Source organism: Arthrobacter globiformis (assembly GCF_030818015.1).
GTDB classification, from domain to species: Bacteria; Actinomycetota; Actinomycetes; order Actinomycetales; family Micrococcaceae; genus Arthrobacter; species Arthrobacter globiformis_C.
On record NZ_JAUSZX010000001.1, the window covers coordinates 2,760,211 to 2,774,357 of the forward strand.

The window sequence follows — 14,147 nt, forward strand, 5'->3', positions numbered from 1 at the left end:
TGGCGTCAGATCCACTTCGGGGCGGCGGGAACGTCGGACAGCACCTCTGTCCCGCCTGCGGCGGTGACCCCGAAGCAGCCTGCTCCGGCCGTCCGTCCGGCGGCCCAGGCAGCCACGCCGGCGAGCGGCCCGCTGACCGTGACGGGATGCGCCGCGTTAGTGTCGCCGAACACCAGGTCTGTGCCCGTCACCCTGATGACCAGCCCGGCGTCAGTGCCGCGGTTTGCCCAGGCCGAGGTGATGTCCCGCAGCAGCCGTTCCAGGACGGGCTCCGGGATGTCCGCGAAGGTTGCCCCGTTGCCGAGGTCGACGGCGTGGATCCAGACTTCGCGGGTGCGCATCCACACGGTTTCGGTCGCCGGGACGGTGCGGCCCTGGATGGTCTTGACTTCGTTGGCCCAGTCCCGGTCGGGCAGGTCGCGCCACTCGACGGACAGGTGCACCGCCGAGTGGTCGAAGAGGTTCCGCAGGGCAATCGGGCTCAGCGTGGCGCCGAAGTTGATCTCGTGGTCCCGAACCGCAATGGAGGGATACATGGGCGTCTCCACCCCGGTGCCGGCCCACTCCACCAGCCGGGCGATCGCCCGGGCGTTGTAGCCGACGTGGGCCACGACGTGACGGCGCGTCCAACCCGGGAGGAGGGAGCCGCCGTCGAGCTCCCCATCGGTGAGTTCATTGAGCTTGCGGGCAAAGAACGCGGTGCCCCGCCGTGCCTGCAGGAGTTCTTCCTGCAGGCCCGGGTCGGTCGTCTGATCGGCACGGGCGACCATCAGGCCTCCTTGACCACGCGGTTGGTCAGCTGGCCCAGGCCTTCGATCGTGGTGACCAGGACCTGGCCTTCTTGCAGGTAGCGCTTGGGGTCCTGGGCGTGGCCCACCCCGCCTGGGGTGCCTGTGGCGATCACATCTCCGGGGTTCAGCGTGATGATCGTGGAGATGTAAGAGACCAGGAATTCCGGGGTGAACACGAGGTCCCCGGTGGGGGTGCTCTGCTGGATCTCGCCGTCCACGGCCGAGGTCATGAGCGGACCCGCACTGAATTCGTCCTTCGTGACCAGGGCTGGGCCGAACGGGGTGGAGTTTTCCCAGGTCTTGCCCTGCAGCCACTGGACGGTGCGGAACTGGTAGTCGCGCATGCTGATGTCGTTCAGGACCGAGTAGCCGGCGATGTGGTCCGCGGCGTCGGCTTCGCTGATCCGGCGGCCCTGCTTGCCGATCACGACGGCGAGCTCGGCCTCCCAGTCCACGGTGTCCGATTCCTGCGGGAGCGCCAGGTCATCGTTCGGGCCGATCAGGGATTCGGCGTACTTGGCGAACAGGGTGGGGTGGTCCGGGATTTCCCGGCCCATCTCCTTGATGTGGTTCCGATAGTTGTGGCCCACGCAGATGATCTTCCCCGGGGAGGGTACGACGGCGGCCAGGTCGGCGCCGTCGAGCGCGTGCGTTGCGCCGTTGGCCGCGGCAGCGGTGGTTTCCCAGTCTTCGCTGCGGAGGAGTTCGCCCACGTCGGCGAAGCCGTCGATCTCGGTGAGGGTGCCGCCGTCCTGGCGGACGGCTTTTGTGACGGTATTGTGCCCGTTGGGGAGGCGGAGGGTGAGGAGTCTCATGCGTTCTTGCGTCCTTCGGTGTAGGTGCGGTTGAAGTTCAGCCGTTCAAAGATGGGGGCGTCGCTGAACCGGAACAGATCGAATTCGGTTTCTGCCTGCAGGGACCATTCAGCCCAGGACGGAACGACGAACAGGTCGCCCTTAGCGAGGTCCTTGCGTTCGCCGTTGAGCAGCACGCTGCCGGTGCCTTCGAAGACCTGCCACACGCTGGAACCGACCTCACGGAGTGCTTCGGTGGCGGCGCCGGCGCGGAGCCGGTGGAACTCGGCGCGGATCGTGGGCATCACGTCCCCGCCCGTGGTCGGGTTGGAGTAGCGGATCGCGGCGTGGCCCTGGGACACGGTGGCCGGGTGGCCCTCGTCCTCCAGCAGCAGCTGCTCGCGAAGTGCGCGGTCGGTGTGTTCCCAGCGGTACGCGGCGATGGGGGAGTTGGTGGTGTTGTCCAGGCCGGAGAGCGGACGCAGGCCGGGGTGTGCCCAAAGCCGCTCAGAACGGGAGATGTCCGGGGTGGCTTCATCCGTGACGCGCTCGGTGCCGAACTCGAAGAACCCGGCGTCGGCGTAGTGCACGAACGGGATGTCCAGGCCGTCGATCCAGGCCATAGGCTGGTCGGTGTCGTTGTGGTGGCCGTGGAAATTCCAGCCCGGGGTCAGCAGGAAGTCGCCGCGGCGCATGGCCACCGGGTCCCCGTTCACCACGGTCCAGACGCCTTCGCCCTCGACGACGAAGCGGAAGGCGTTTTGCGAGTGCCGGTGCTCCGGTGCGGTCTCGCGGGCGCCCAGGTACTGGATGGCCGCCCACAGCGTCGGTGTCGCATAAGGCGTGCCACCCAGCCCCGGGTTGGCGAGGGCTATGGCCCGCCGCTCGCCGCCCCGCCCCACCGGGACCAGGTCACCGGCGCGGGCGGCCAAGGGGTACAGGTCGTTCCAGCGCCACACGTGGGGCCGGGCCTTAGGTGCTGGAACCATCGGCATCAGGTCACCGATCTCGGTCCACAGCGGGATGAGGTTATCCTGCTTGAAGTCGCGGTACAGCTGCTCGAGTTGCACGGCCTCCTCCGGTGTGGGCTCCGGGGCCACATGGGCGGCGGCAACTGATTCGTGGGTCGTGGTCTCGGCGCTGATGGGCACGGCGGCCTCCTCGGTGGGTATGGATGACGTCTTGGCGTAGTACCGAGATTAGGGACAGCGGGGCTGTGAACCACAGCATATTCTGGCAGGCAGAATTATTTGGTCTTGCGCCCGCTTCCGTCAGCCGTGCTCGGCGGGATTGGCGGCGATGTCGATCTCCAGCTGCCGGCGCGTTTCCAGCATGACCGGGACCAGCCCGGCGTCGAACACGGCGCGGAACCTGGTCACCGGGGTGGCTACGCTGATGGCACCCACCACCTCGCCCTTCCCGTTGTGCAGGGCCATGCCCAAGGCGCTGATGCCCTCCTCGGTTCCCTCGAAATTCGCCGCGAAGCCGTTGCCACGGACCGTTTCCAGCTCCCGCAGGAACCCCGGGTACTCGGCGTCGGGAATGTTGTCGCCGCCAATTTCCGCATTCTGGCTCCGGAACAGCTGCTCAATCAGCGCCGGTTCCAGCTCGGCCAGCATCGCCTTCCCGCCCGACGCCCTGTTCGCTGGCAGTACGGTGCCTTGCCTGTCGCCCACGCGGAGGGCGCTGGTTCCTTCCACCGTCTCCAGGAACCGGACCTTGGTGCCTACCCGGATCATGAGGTTCACGGTCTCGTTGAGGCGGGAGCTCAGCAGCTCCATGTGGGGGCGTGCCACATTCCGCAGCAGCCGGGTCCAAGTGACGCCGGCCGGACCGGCCCCCATCGCCGGTCCGGGGATGTAGCGCCGGGTTTCGTCCTGGACGGCGAAGCCCCGGTACACCAGCATGGCCAGCAGGCGGTGCGCGGTGGACGGTGCCACGCCCAGTTCAGTGGCCGCATCCTTGAGCCGCAGGCTGCCGCCGTCCCGCAGCAGCTGCAGGAGCTGCAGCGCGTTGTCAACCGCCTCGATCGAATATGTGGGCCTCTTCCGGAGCGGCAAGTTCTGCATGACAGAATTCTATTGGAGGGCCACGGCTTCAGCCATGAGAGTTGGTGGCATGAATCACACACCTTCCGCTGCAGCGACGGAGCGGCCCACGCCCGGAGCGGTCCTTCCGCCGGCGTCGCCGCCCCGGTTTCCCAAACAATCCGCAATGGCCGTGCTCGTCTGCTGGCTGCTGGTGGTCTTCGACGGCTACGATCTCATCGTCTACGGGACCGTGCAGTCGGCGCTCATCAATGACACCGGCTGGGGGCTGACGAAGGCCACCGCCGGAACGGTCGGATCCATGGCATTCGCCGGCATGATGATCGGCGCCGTCTTCGCGGGCCGGATGGCCGACACCTGGGGCCGCCGCAAGACCATCATCGGCTGCGCCGTGCTGTTCTCCGTCTTCACCATCCTCTGCGCCTTCGCCCCGAACGCTTACGTCTTCGGCACGCTGCGGCTGCTGGCCGGCATCGGCCTCGGCGGACTGGTGCCCTCGGCCAATGCCCTCGTGGCCGAACTTGTGCCGGCGAAGTGGCGGTCCACCGTAGCTACCCTGATGATGTCCGGCGTGCCGATTGGCGGATCGCTGGCGGCGCTGGCCGGCATCCCGCTGATCCCGGCCTTCGGCTGGCCCGTCATGTTCCTCGTTGCGGTGCTTGCCCTTGCCGTGGTGATCCCGCTGGGCCTGCGCTACCTGCCCGAGACCCTGCCGCCGGCCGGAGTCACACGGCCAGCGGCTGGAACCACAACCCCGACGACCCCTCGCGCAGGCTTCGGTTCCCTGCTCCGGGCGCCCTACCTGGGCGTGAGCGTGCTCTATGCCGTGGCGACCCTCGTGACCCTCTTTGCCTGGTACGGGCTGGGCACCTGGCTGCCCAACCTGATGCAGTTGGCCGGCTACAACCTCGGTTCGGCGCTCACCTTCGCCCTGGCCCTGAACCTCGGCGCGGTCGTCGGTTCCGTGGCCACAGCCTGGGCCGGGACCCGCTTCGGCCCCGTCCCGACGGCGGTCGCGGCAGCCGCCGTCGCCGCCCTCGCCCTCCTGGTGCTGGTTGCCGGGCCGCCGGTCACCGTGGTGTACCTGATGCTGGTCCTGGCCGGCGTCGGAACGCACGGAACGCAGTGCCTGATCATCGCCGCCGTCGCCAGCCACTACCCCGCCCACCTGCGGGGGACAGCCCTCGGCTGGGCCCTCGGCGTGGGCCGGATCGGCGCGGTAGCCGCCCCGCAGGCCGGAGGCCTGCTGCTGGCGGCAGGCCTGGGCGTCAGCTCCAACTTCCTGGCATTCGCCGGGGCCGCCGCCGTCGCAGCACTCCTGCTCGTCGCCGTCGGCGCCAAAACCATCCGCACAACCCCAACCCCTGTAGGAGTCAACAATGTCTAACCCGAAACCGTCCACCGATGTCCTGGTGATCGGCGGCGGAATGGCCGGCCTCGCCGGAGCCCTCGCCCTCCGCGAAAACGGCGCCGAGGTCACCCTGCTGGAACGGGCGCCGGAGTTCGGCGAAGTCGGGGCGGGCCTGCAGATGGCGCCCAACGCCTCCCGCGTGCTCAAGCGCTGGGGCCTGCTGGACAAGGCGCTGGAGATCGGTGTCCGGCCCAAGCACCTCGTGTTCCGGGACGCTGTGACGGGCGAGGAACTCACCCGGCAGTCCCTTGGCGGCAGCTTCGAGGAACGCTACGGCGCCCCCTACGTGGTCATCCACCGGAGCGACCTGCACCGCATCCTCCTCGAGGCCTGCCAGGACGCCGGCGTCCGCCTGGTGAACGATGTCATGGTCGAAACCGTCCAGACCGTGGACGGCCGCGCCACCGCACGGGCGGCGGACGGCTCCACCTACGAAGCCGACGTCGTTCTCGGGGCAGACGGACTCAAGTCCACACTCCGCCGCGAGGTCGCGCAGGACGGCCCCGTGTCGTCGTCGTACGTTGCCTACCGCGGAACCGTTCCCATCACGGCGGACACGCCCCAGGGCGACCTCGAGGACGTGATTGTCTATCTCGGCCCGGACTGCCACCTGGTCCAGTACCCGCTGCGGAAGGGCGAGCTGCTCAACACCGTTGCGGTCTTCAAATCGGCCTCCTTTGAACGCGGTGAGGAACAGTATGGGGGAGTGGACGAGCTCGAGGCGGCCTACCGGGACTGCGTCCCCGCGGTCCGTGAAGCGCTGAAAAACCTGGCCACAGGGATCCGCTGGCCCATGTACGACCGCGACCCCATCGAAAACTGGGTGGCAGGCAGGATGGTCCTGATGGGCGACGCCGCGCACCCCATGCTCCAGTACCTCGCCCAGGGCGCCTGCCAGGCCCTCGAGGACGCCGCCGTCCTGCAGGAGGCCACCCTCGGGACCGTCTTCACGGAGGACGGCCCCGACGCCGGCGCCTGGGACGCCGCGATCACGAACTTCAACGCAGCGCGCGCCGCGCGCACCGCCCGGGTCCAGCGCACCGCGCGTGTCTGGGGCGAGTCCTGGCACGTCTCGGGCCTGGCGCGCACCCTGCGCAACCTGCTCTTCAAGAGCCGGAAGGACGGCGACTACCAGTACAACGACTGGCTGTACGGCCAGGATGGCGACGGCGTGCCCTCCACGTCCCTGCCGGCGCCGTCCGTGCGGTCCAAGGTTCCGGCGTAGGAACCTGCCCCGGGCGGGGCCTTGCAGCATGAAGGCATTGCAGCTGGAAAGCATTGCCTCGCCCCGCGGGCGTTCCGTAGCGTTGAGTCCAGCGCCGGTTGCAGGCGTTGGAGGAATGCCGTGGGAAATGCCGCGCCAAACGGGAACGCCGCGCTGAATGGCGGCCCGGAGGCTAGGGTCACCCTGTACCTCGACGTCGACGGCGTCGTGTGCCCGTTCGGCCCCACGGGCACAACGCCATGGGGCTCGGCCTGGCAGTATGCCTACGCCGGGATGCTGGAGGTGGCTTACGCGGCGGAGCTGGTGGCGGCCCTGAACCGGCTGCGGCTGTGGCCCGGGCTCCGTTTCGTCTGGCTCACCAGCTGGGAGGAGCTGGCGCCTGCAGTGCTCTGCCCGGTTACGGGACTGGAGGGAAGCTCGTGGCCGGTGCTGACCGCCGACGGGGCGGGAAGCGGCGCGGAGTGGTGGAAGCTGGAAGCCCTCCAAGCGGATGTTGGAAGGAACACGCCGGAGCGGATCATCTGGGTGGACGACCAGCTCGCCTTCGAGGGCCGGGCGCAGGCGTGGGCGCGGATCCTTGGCCGGCGTGCTTTGCTGGTCTCACCGGATCCCCGGACAGGCCTGTCGCCGGGAGACCTGGAGGCGATCCGCGCCTTCGCCCGGCGTCCGGACCGGCAGGTGTGACAGAGCCTACGCGTTGCAGGTTGGACCTCGTCTGCAGGACGCGTACCATCGATAAGGTTTCAAGCCCGCCCTGCAGCTCCGCTATCCCCACCCTCAGACGTTTTGCCGAACACCGGGTGAACTATGCTTTGCAGTGCAGGCAGGGGAAGTGGAACTGCTGTACGTAGACTCTGCAGATTGGGCAACAGGTGGACATCACCTTCATGGTGGCGCTGGTCATTGCGCTGGCATTATTTTTCGACTTCACGAACGGTTTCCATGACACCGCAAACGCGATGGCCACGCCCATTGCCACCGGTGCCATCAAGCCCAAGACTGCGGTTGCCCTCGCGGCGGCCCTGAACCTGGTTGGCGCGTTCCTGTCCACGGAAGTTGCCAAGACGGTCTCGGGCGGCATCATCCGTGAGGGGTCCGGCGGGGTCCAGATCACCCCCGACATTATTTTCGCGGGCCTCATGGGCGCCATCCTGTGGAACATGATCACCTGGCTCAAGGGACTGCCCTCCAGTTCATCCCATGCGCTCTTCGGGGGCCTCATCGGGGCCGCGGTCGTCGGCATCGGCTTCCAGTCCGTCAACCTCGAGACGCTGCTCCAGAAGGTCATTCTGCCCGCCGTCTTCGCTCCGGTCATCGCCGGACTTGTCGCCTACGTTTGCACCCGCATCGCCTACGCGCTGACGTCCCGGCATGATCCCGAGACGGGCAGCAAGCTGACGCAGAAGCGCGGCGGCTTCCGGAACGGCCAGGTCTTCACCTCCAGCCTGGTGGCGCTGGCCCACGGCACAAACGACGCCCAGAAGACCATGGGAATCATCACCCTGGTGCTGATCGCGGCGGGAACGCAGGAGCCCGGCTCGGGCCCGCAGCTCTGGGTGATCGCAGCCTGCGCGCTAGCCATTGCCATCGGCACCTACGCCGGCGGCTGGCGGATCATCCGGACCATGGGTGCGGGACTCACCGAGGTGAAACCCGCCCAGGGCTTCGCAGCCGAGTCGAGCACGGCCTCCGCCATTCTGGCCTCCTCGCACCTGGGCTTTGCCCTGTCCACTACCCAGGTGGCCTCCGGATCTGTGATCGGTTCGGGAATGGGCCGCCGGGGCACCACGGTGCGCTGGGGCATGGTGGGACGGATCGCCGTCGGCTGGCTCTTGACCCTGCCCGCTGCTGGCATCGTGGGAGCATTGACTGCGCTGCTGGTGAAGACCGGCGTTGCCGGTGTGGTGATCGCGGCCGTGGCCGGCACAGGGGCGGTGCTTTACATGTTCCTGGTATCCCGCAAGTCCCAGGTTGGCCATCACAATGCCGTGGAGGTCGAAGAAGCAGGGCAGGCAGTCCGCTGGGCAAAGAAGAAGGCCCTCGCCAGGGCACGCGCCGCCGAGCGCGCCAAGAACAACAACCCGAAGGGCCCGCAGCGATGAAGTGGCTGGAACTCCTCACCGTAGCCGGCGCCACACTGGTCGCCGCCGTGACCGTCGTGGTCCTCTATTCCCTCGGCGTCCGGCTTACCGCCATCGCCGGTGACCGCCAGGTCGCCGCGCCGGCGTGGGTCAAGTACCTCTCCTACGCCTGCTTCGGGCTCTGCGGAATCGCCGTGCTGTTCGGGCTCTACCTCATCATCCCGTACTTCAGCAGCTAGCCTCGTCCTCTGGGAAGAGGGAACCGGACTGGCTAGGCTGGGCGCATGCCCAGTGTCCAGTATTACGTTGCGTCCTCCCTCGACGGCTTCATCGCCACCGCAGACGACGATCTTGCCTGGCTGCTGCAGTTCGACGGCTTCGAAGGCGGCAAGGAAAGCTACGAAACCTTCATGGCCGGCGTCGGCTGCATCGTCATGGGCGGGACCACCTACGAGTGGCTGATGGAGCACGAACCCGGCAACTGGCCCTACCCCGGCACGCCTTGCTGGATCTTCACCCACCACGAGTTCAGCGCCCCGCCGGGGGCAGACATCACGTTCGTGCGCGGCGAGGTGACCGAATTCATCGACGACCTCCGGCGTGACGCCGGCGGCAAAAACATCTGGCTGGTGGGCGGCGGCGAGCTCGCCGCCCAGTTCGCCGGCGCCGGCCTTCTGGACGAACTGATCGTCTCGGTCATCCCCGTGGTGCTTGGCGGCGGAAAGCGGCTTCTTCCGCTCGGCCAGGGCCCGACGGCGCCACTTGAGTTGCAGGAGGCGCGTCCCCAGGGGCGGGGGATCGTGGAGCTCCGGTACAGCTGGCCTGCGCGCTAGTTTGGAGGCGCGCTAGTTTTCCGTCTACCGGCCGGTGTCCCGGATGAGGTTGGTGATGCGCGCCGTGGACAGCCTGCGTCCCTGCTCGTCGGTCATCACGATTTCGTGGGTGGTCAGCGTGCGGCCGAGGTGGATGGCCGTACAGGTTCCGGTCACCGTGCCGGCGGAAACGGCGCGGTGGTGTGTGGCGCCGACCTCGATGCCCAGCGCCTGCCGGCCGGGACCGGCATGCATCCCGGCGGCAAACGACCCCAGGGTTTCGGCCAGCACCACGTGCGCGCCGCCGTGCAGGATCCCTGCCACCTGGGTGTTCCCCTCGACCGGCATCGTGGCCACGCACCGTTCGGGGCTCATCTCCAGGAACCGGATCCCCATCTTCACCACCAAGGCACCGATGCCGTAGTCGGCGAGCCAGTCGTGGAGGTGTTCCGGGACGCCGGCGGCGAACAGCTCTTCCCTGAACTGTGCTTCCACCGCGGCTTCCACCGCGGCTTCCACCGCGGCTGGCGCTTCAACCGAGGCAGGCGTTCCGACGGCGGAGCGTGCTTCCGGCGTCGGGCTGGCCTCTGTGGGGCTGGCCTCACCGGCGGGCCCGGGCGTGAAATTGTCCATCATGGCAACTAGGCTGGCACCTGTGAGTGAAACAACCAAACCGGCCCCAATTCCGTCCACAACCCAGACCCTTCAGGACATTCCGGTGTCCTCGCCTGACGCCCGATCGGTGTCGGCCACCGAGGCTCCCGTCGTTCCTATGACGGAGCAGCCCCGGCTTCTGGTGCTGGACGGGCACTCCATGGCCTTCCGGGCTTTCTTTGCCCTCCCGGCTGACAAGTTCTCGACCGCCCGGGGCCAGCACACCAACGCGATCCACGGCTTCACGTCCATGCTCATCAACCTGATCAAGGAACAGAAGCCAACCCACGTCGCGGTCGCTTTCGACGTCTCGGATGACACCACTCACCGCAAGGCCGAGTACAGCGAGTACAAGGGCGGCCGCAACGAGACGCCCCGGGAAATGAGCGGCCAGATCGACCTCATTGACCAGGTCATGGGCGCCTGGGGCATCAAGACCATCAAGATGCCCGGCTACGAGGCGGACGACATCCTGGCCACGCTCGCCGCGATGGGCGAAAAGGCCGGCTACGAGGTGCTGCTCGTGTCCGGCGACCGCGACGCCTTCCAGCTCATCACCGACAACGTGTTCGTGCTGTACCCGAGGAAGGGCGTCAGCGACATCCCGCGCATGGACGCCGCCGCGGTAGAGGAAAAGTACTTCGTCAGCCCCTCCCGCTATTCGGATCTCGCGGCCCTGGTGGGCGAGACCGCGGACAACCTGCCGGGCGTCCCCGGCGTCGGGCCAAAGACGGCCGCCAAGTGGATCAACCTCTACGGCGGCCTCGAAGGCGTGCTGGACCACCTCGATGCCATCGGTGGGAAGGTGGGGGAATCGCTGCGCGCCAATGTGGACGCCGTCAAGCGCAACCGCAAGCTGAACCAGCTCCACACCGACCTTGACCTCCCGGTGACGCTGGACGAGCTGGCTGATCCGCGGCCGGACCAGCAGGCGCTCGAGGAGCTCTTCGACGAGCTCGAATTCAAGACCATCCGCACCCGGCTCTTTGATCTTTACGCCAGCGAGGCTCCGGCGCCTGAACGCGAAGCCTTGGAGACCAGGGACTTCGCAACGCTCACGGACGCGCACGCGCTCCGGGCGTTCCTTCAGGCAGGGGCCGGGCAGCGCTCTGCCCTTGCCGTGGACGTGCTGCCCGGCCGGATCGGCGAAGATGCGGACGCCGTCGCGATAGTGCGGGACGATGCCGCGGCGTACGTGGACCTCACCATGCTGGACGCCGACGCGGAAAACATCCTGGCGCAGTGGCTCCGGGACGCGGGATCCCCGAAGGTGATGCACGGCTACAAGGCGGCGCTGAAGGCACTGGCCAACCGCGGGTTCGGCCTGGAGGGCGTGGTGGATGACACCTCCATCTCCGGCTACCTCATCCAGCCCGACCGCCGCACCTATGAACTGGCCGAACTGGCACAGTTCCACCTGAACATCCACATCACGCCCGAGGCCGCCAAGGCGGGCCAGCTGGAGCTGTCGTTCGACGACGACTCCGCCGCGGCGTCCGGCGCGCTGGTCCAGGTGGCCGCCGTCGTCCATAAACTGAGCCGGTACTTCGAATCGGAACTGAAGGACCGCAAGGCCGAGGACCTGCTGGCCACGCTGGAACTGCCGGTGAGCCGTGTCCTGGCTGACATGGAGAAGACCGGCATCGCCGTCTCCATGGAGCTGATGGACGAACAGCTGGCGGATCTGGCCAGGGTGATCGACGACGCCCAGGAGCGGGCGTTCGCAGCGATCGGCCACGAGGTGAACCTCGGCTCGCCGAAGCAACTGCAGACCGTCCTCTTCGATGAACTGCAACTGCCCAAGACCAAGAAGATCAAGTCCGGCTACACCACGGACGCGGCATCCCTGAAGAACCTGCTGGAGAAGACCGGGCATGAATTCCTGGTCCAGCTCATGGCACACCGCGAATCGGCGAAGCTGCGGCAGATGGTGGAGACGCTGAAGAAGTCGGTTGCCGAGGACGGGCGCATCCACACCACCTACGCCCAGAACGTGGCCGCCACCGGTCGTATCTCGTCCAACAACCCCAACCTGCAGAACATCCCCATCCGCAGCGAGGAAGGCCGCCGCGTGCGTGGCATCTTCGTGGTCAGCGACGGCTATGAGTGCCTGCTGTCCGCGGACTACTCGCAGATCGAAATGCGCATCATGGCGCACCTATCCGGGGATGCCGGGCTGATCGAGGCCTACCGCGAGGGGGAGGACCTGCACCGCTTCGTCGGCTCGTCCATCTTCCACGTGCCGCCGGCCGAGGTCACCAGCGCGATGCGTTCCAAGGTCAAGGCGATGTCCTACGGCCTGGCCTACGGGCTGACGTCCTTCGGACTGTCCAAGCAGCTCGAGATCTCGGTGGACGAGGCCAGGAACCTCATGAAGGACTACTTCGACCGGTTTGGTGCCGTGCGCGACTACCTCCGCGGCGTGGTGGACCAGGCCAGGGTGGACGGCTACACCGCCACGATCGAGGGCCGGCGCCGCTACCTGCCGGACCTCACCAGCACGGACCGGCAGCTGCGGGAGAACGCAGAACGCATCGCCCTGAACTCGCCGATCCAGGGCTCCGCCGCGGACATCATCAAGCGCGCCATGCTGGGCGTGCATGCGGAACTGGCTGCCCAGGGACTGAAGTCACGGATGCTGCTGCAGGTCCATGACGAACTCGTGCTGGAAGTGGCCAAGGGCGAACGCGAGGCAGTCGAAAAGCTCGTCACGGAGCAGATGGCTGCCGCCGCTGAACTGAGCGTTCCGCTGGAAGTCCAGATCGGCGTCGGCACCAGCTGGTACGACGCCGGCCACTAGCGTTGGTGGGCCTTGGGTCCGGTACCGGCGCGCCAGCGGCGTGCCGGTACCGGACCGGCGGCTGGATTGGCTAGGCTCGGGGTTGTGTCTAATCTGAGCGCTGACTATGAAATCCGTCGGTTCCAAGCGGCGGCCAAAGACGATCCCGCGTACGCGGACTCGGTTGCCTGGATGCGGGCGGTTGCCTTCGGCTTCCACGAAGCCCGGCGCAGCGATGAGCGCGTGGACACGAGCATCGAACTGCAGCGCACGGACCAACGCGTCATGACCGGTGCGTACCAGACAGGAACTGTTGCCGGTCACTCGCTCGGCGCCGATGTGCCTGTAGCCACCTTCGGCACAATGACCAAGACCCTGAACATCGGTTTTGGCAGGCTGTTGGACACCCGGCTGGTGACTGCCGTGACGGTCCGAACGTCCCACCGGCGCCGCGGCCTGCTGCGCCGCATGATGGGGGAGGACCTGGCCCTGGCCCGGGAGGAAGGCCTCGCGATGGCAGCCCTCACGGCCTCCGAGGCCTCGATCTACGGGCGGTTCGGGTTCGGGGTCGCAACGTCCGAGCAGGCCGTTAAGGTGGACACCACGGCGCGTTTCAGGCTCAACCACACGCCGGTGGGCAGTGTCGAAGTTGCCGATCCCAAGGTTCTTCTGGAGCTGGCTCCGAAAGTCTTCGACCGTGCTCACCGCAGCACGCCCGGATCGATCGGCCGGCATGAGTTCTACCGGCAGTTCGCCTCGGGTTCCGTCAGCCGAGACGGCGGCGAAGACCCGAAGGTCAAGGTGGCGCTGCACTACGGGCCCGGCGGCGACGTGGACGGCTACGTCTCCTACAGGTTCGCCGGCTGGTCCAGCACCCCCTTCACCATGGAAGTCGTGGACCTGGTCGCGGCGACCGGGGCAGCGTACCTCGAGCTGTGGCAGTACCTGGCCGCCATCGACCTCGTGGAACGCGTCACCTGGGAGGAAGCGCCGGTGGACGACCCGCTGCGGTGGGCTCTCGAGGACGCGCGCTGCGTGGAGACGTCGGCGGCGCGGGACATGCTTTGGCTGCGGATCCTCGACGTGACGAAGGCGCTGGAAGCCCGGCAGTATCCGGCCGACGGGCGGTTGGTTCTGCAAGTCACCGACTCCCTCGGCCTGACCGGTGGCACGTTCGCCCTGGCGGTTGATGGCGGCAACGCCGTCGTCACGGCCGTGGAGAGCGGCGCGCCGGACATCAGTGCGCCGGACCTCGAGCTGGATGTGGCGGCGCTGTCCGCCATCTACCTCGGCGGAGTCAACCCCGTAACGCTGGCGGCGTCGGGGCGCATTCTGGTGCACACGCCGGACGCGGCGTTCCGCGCCGCCCGGATGTTCGCCGTCGAACGCGCGCCACACTGCCTGACGCATTTCTAACGCTTTGACCCCGGTTGGCGCTTGCCACTAGAATAAACGGGCGTGTACTACGTGCACGTTTTTTCTTCAATCCACAAAATCAGGATGACCAGGCACTTCCCTGCGAAGTGCCCGCACCTGCGCCTGCGTTCCATAA

Annotated in this window: 13 protein-coding genes; 8 read left to right on the forward strand and 5 right to left on the reverse strand. The window is 67.4% G+C overall.

The features are described 5' to 3' along the window. Positions 1–5: 5 nt before the first annotated feature. The 4 genes from QFZ23_RS12900 to QFZ23_RS12915 form a co-directional block, all read right to left on the reverse strand. Entirely contained in the window at positions 6–770 is a 765-nt protein-coding gene (locus QFZ23_RS12900; protein WP_306923454.1) for a maleylpyruvate isomerase family mycothiol-dependent enzyme, read from the reverse strand. Next, a complete protein-coding gene (locus tag QFZ23_RS12905; RefSeq protein ID WP_306923456.1) occupies positions 770–1,606 on the reverse strand; it encodes a fumarylacetoacetate hydrolase family protein in 837 nt (278 codons plus the stop codon). Before QFZ23_RS12905 ends, QFZ23_RS12900 begins: the two co-directional genes overlap by 1 nt. After that, a complete protein-coding gene (locus QFZ23_RS12910) occupies positions 1,603–2,736 on the reverse strand; it encodes a cupin domain-containing protein (RefSeq protein ID WP_306923458.1) in 1,134 nt (377 codons plus the stop codon). The genes QFZ23_RS12905 and QFZ23_RS12910 overlap by 4 nt, the downstream gene beginning before the upstream one ends. A gap of 120 nt (positions 2,737–2,856) precedes the next feature. Next, positions 2,857–3,654 carry an IclR family transcriptional regulator gene (locus QFZ23_RS12915; protein WP_306923460.1) on the reverse strand — a complete coding sequence of 266 codons (798 nt, stop codon included), beginning with the start codon at positions 3,652–3,654 and terminating at the stop codon, positions 2,857–2,859. Between the two features lie 49 nt (positions 3,655–3,703). On the opposite strand from QFZ23_RS12915, the gene QFZ23_RS12920 reads away from it, so the two are divergent. The 6 genes from QFZ23_RS12920 to QFZ23_RS12945 all read left to right on the forward strand — a co-directional run bounded on the left by QFZ23_RS12920 (position 3,704) and on the right by QFZ23_RS12945 (position 9,183). Further along, complete coding sequence (locus tag QFZ23_RS12920) at positions 3,704–5,020, forward strand: MFS transporter (protein ID WP_306923461.1); 1,317 nt, start codon at positions 3,704–3,706, stop codon at positions 5,018–5,020. Then, positions 5,013–6,269, forward strand: a complete 1,257-nt coding sequence (locus QFZ23_RS12925) for an FAD-dependent oxidoreductase (protein WP_306923463.1) — start codon at positions 5,013–5,015, stop codon at positions 6,267–6,269. Before QFZ23_RS12920 ends, QFZ23_RS12925 begins: the two co-directional genes overlap by 8 nt. 120 nt (positions 6,270–6,389) lie before the next feature. Next, the gene (locus QFZ23_RS12930) at positions 6,390–6,953 is read left to right on the forward strand and encodes an HAD domain-containing protein (RefSeq protein WP_306923465.1); all 564 of its coding nucleotides are present in this window, start codon (positions 6,390–6,392) and stop codon (positions 6,951–6,953) included. Positions 6,954–7,141: 188 nt separating this feature from the next. Continuing rightward, a complete protein-coding gene (locus tag QFZ23_RS12935) occupies positions 7,142–8,371 on the forward strand; it encodes an inorganic phosphate transporter (RefSeq protein ID WP_306923467.1) in 1,230 nt (409 codons plus the stop codon). Continuing rightward, positions 8,368–8,589, forward strand: a complete 222-nt coding sequence (locus QFZ23_RS12940) for a hypothetical protein (protein WP_306923470.1) — start codon at positions 8,368–8,370, stop codon at positions 8,587–8,589. The genes QFZ23_RS12935 and QFZ23_RS12940 overlap by 4 nt, the downstream gene beginning before the upstream one ends. A 45-nt stretch (positions 8,590–8,634) precedes the next feature. Beyond that, positions 8,635–9,183 (forward strand): dihydrofolate reductase family protein, encoded by a 549-nt coding sequence (locus QFZ23_RS12945; RefSeq protein WP_306923471.1) that lies wholly within the window; start codon positions 8,635–8,637, stop codon positions 9,181–9,183. A 24-nt stretch (positions 9,184–9,207) separates the two neighbouring features. On the opposite strand, the gene QFZ23_RS12950 is transcribed toward QFZ23_RS12945, so the two are convergent. Further along, the gene (locus tag QFZ23_RS12950; RefSeq protein ID WP_306923473.1) at positions 9,208–9,798 is read right to left on the reverse strand and encodes a hotdog fold thioesterase; all 591 of its coding nucleotides are present in this window, start codon (positions 9,796–9,798) and stop codon (positions 9,208–9,210) included. 136 nt (positions 9,799–9,934) lie between these two features. Here QFZ23_RS12950 and polA point away from each other — a divergent pair, with 136 nt between their 5' ends. Further along, positions 9,935–12,616, forward strand: a complete 2,682-nt coding sequence (gene polA, locus QFZ23_RS12955) for a DNA polymerase I (RefSeq protein ID WP_306926831.1) — start codon at positions 9,935–9,937, stop codon at positions 12,614–12,616. Positions 12,617–12,709: 93 nt separating this feature from the next. After that, the gene (locus QFZ23_RS12960) at positions 12,710–14,011 is read left to right on the forward strand and encodes a GNAT family N-acetyltransferase (RefSeq protein ID WP_306926833.1); all 1,302 of its coding nucleotides are present in this window, start codon (positions 12,710–12,712) and stop codon (positions 14,009–14,011) included. Positions 14,012–14,147: the final 136 nt, after the last annotated feature.

Bases quoted from the DNA above. Each gene is read 5' to 3' on its own strand.
- QFZ23_RS12900 (WP_306923454.1), bottom strand. From the start codon at position 770: ATGGTCGCCCGTGCCGATCAGACGACCGACCCGGGCCTGCAGGAAGAA.
- QFZ23_RS12905 (WP_306923456.1), bottom strand. From the start codon at position 1,606: ATGAGACTCCTCACCCTCCGCCTCCCCAACGGGCACAATACCGTCACA.
- QFZ23_RS12915 (WP_306923460.1), bottom strand. From the start codon at position 3,654: ATGCAGAACTTGCCGCTCCGGAAGAGGCCCACATATTCGATCGAGGCG.
- QFZ23_RS12920 (WP_306923461.1), top strand. From the start codon at position 3,704: ATGAATCACACACCTTCCGCTGCAGCGACGGAGCGGCCCACGCCCGGA.
- QFZ23_RS12925 (WP_306923463.1), top strand. From the start codon at position 5,013: ATGTCTAACCCGAAACCGTCCACCGATGTCCTGGTGATCGGCGGCGGA.
- QFZ23_RS12940 (WP_306923470.1), top strand. From the start codon at position 8,368: ATGAAGTGGCTGGAACTCCTCACCGTAGCCGGCGCCACACTGGTCGCC.
- QFZ23_RS12945 (WP_306923471.1), top strand. From the start codon at position 8,635: ATGCCCAGTGTCCAGTATTACGTTGCGTCCTCCCTCGACGGCTTCATC.
- QFZ23_RS12950 (WP_306923473.1), bottom strand. From the start codon at position 9,798: ATGATGGACAATTTCACGCCCGGGCCCGCCGGTGAGGCCAGCCCCACA.
- polA (WP_306926831.1), top strand. From the start codon at position 9,935: ATGACGGAGCAGCCCCGGCTTCTGGTGCTGGACGGGCACTCCATGGCC.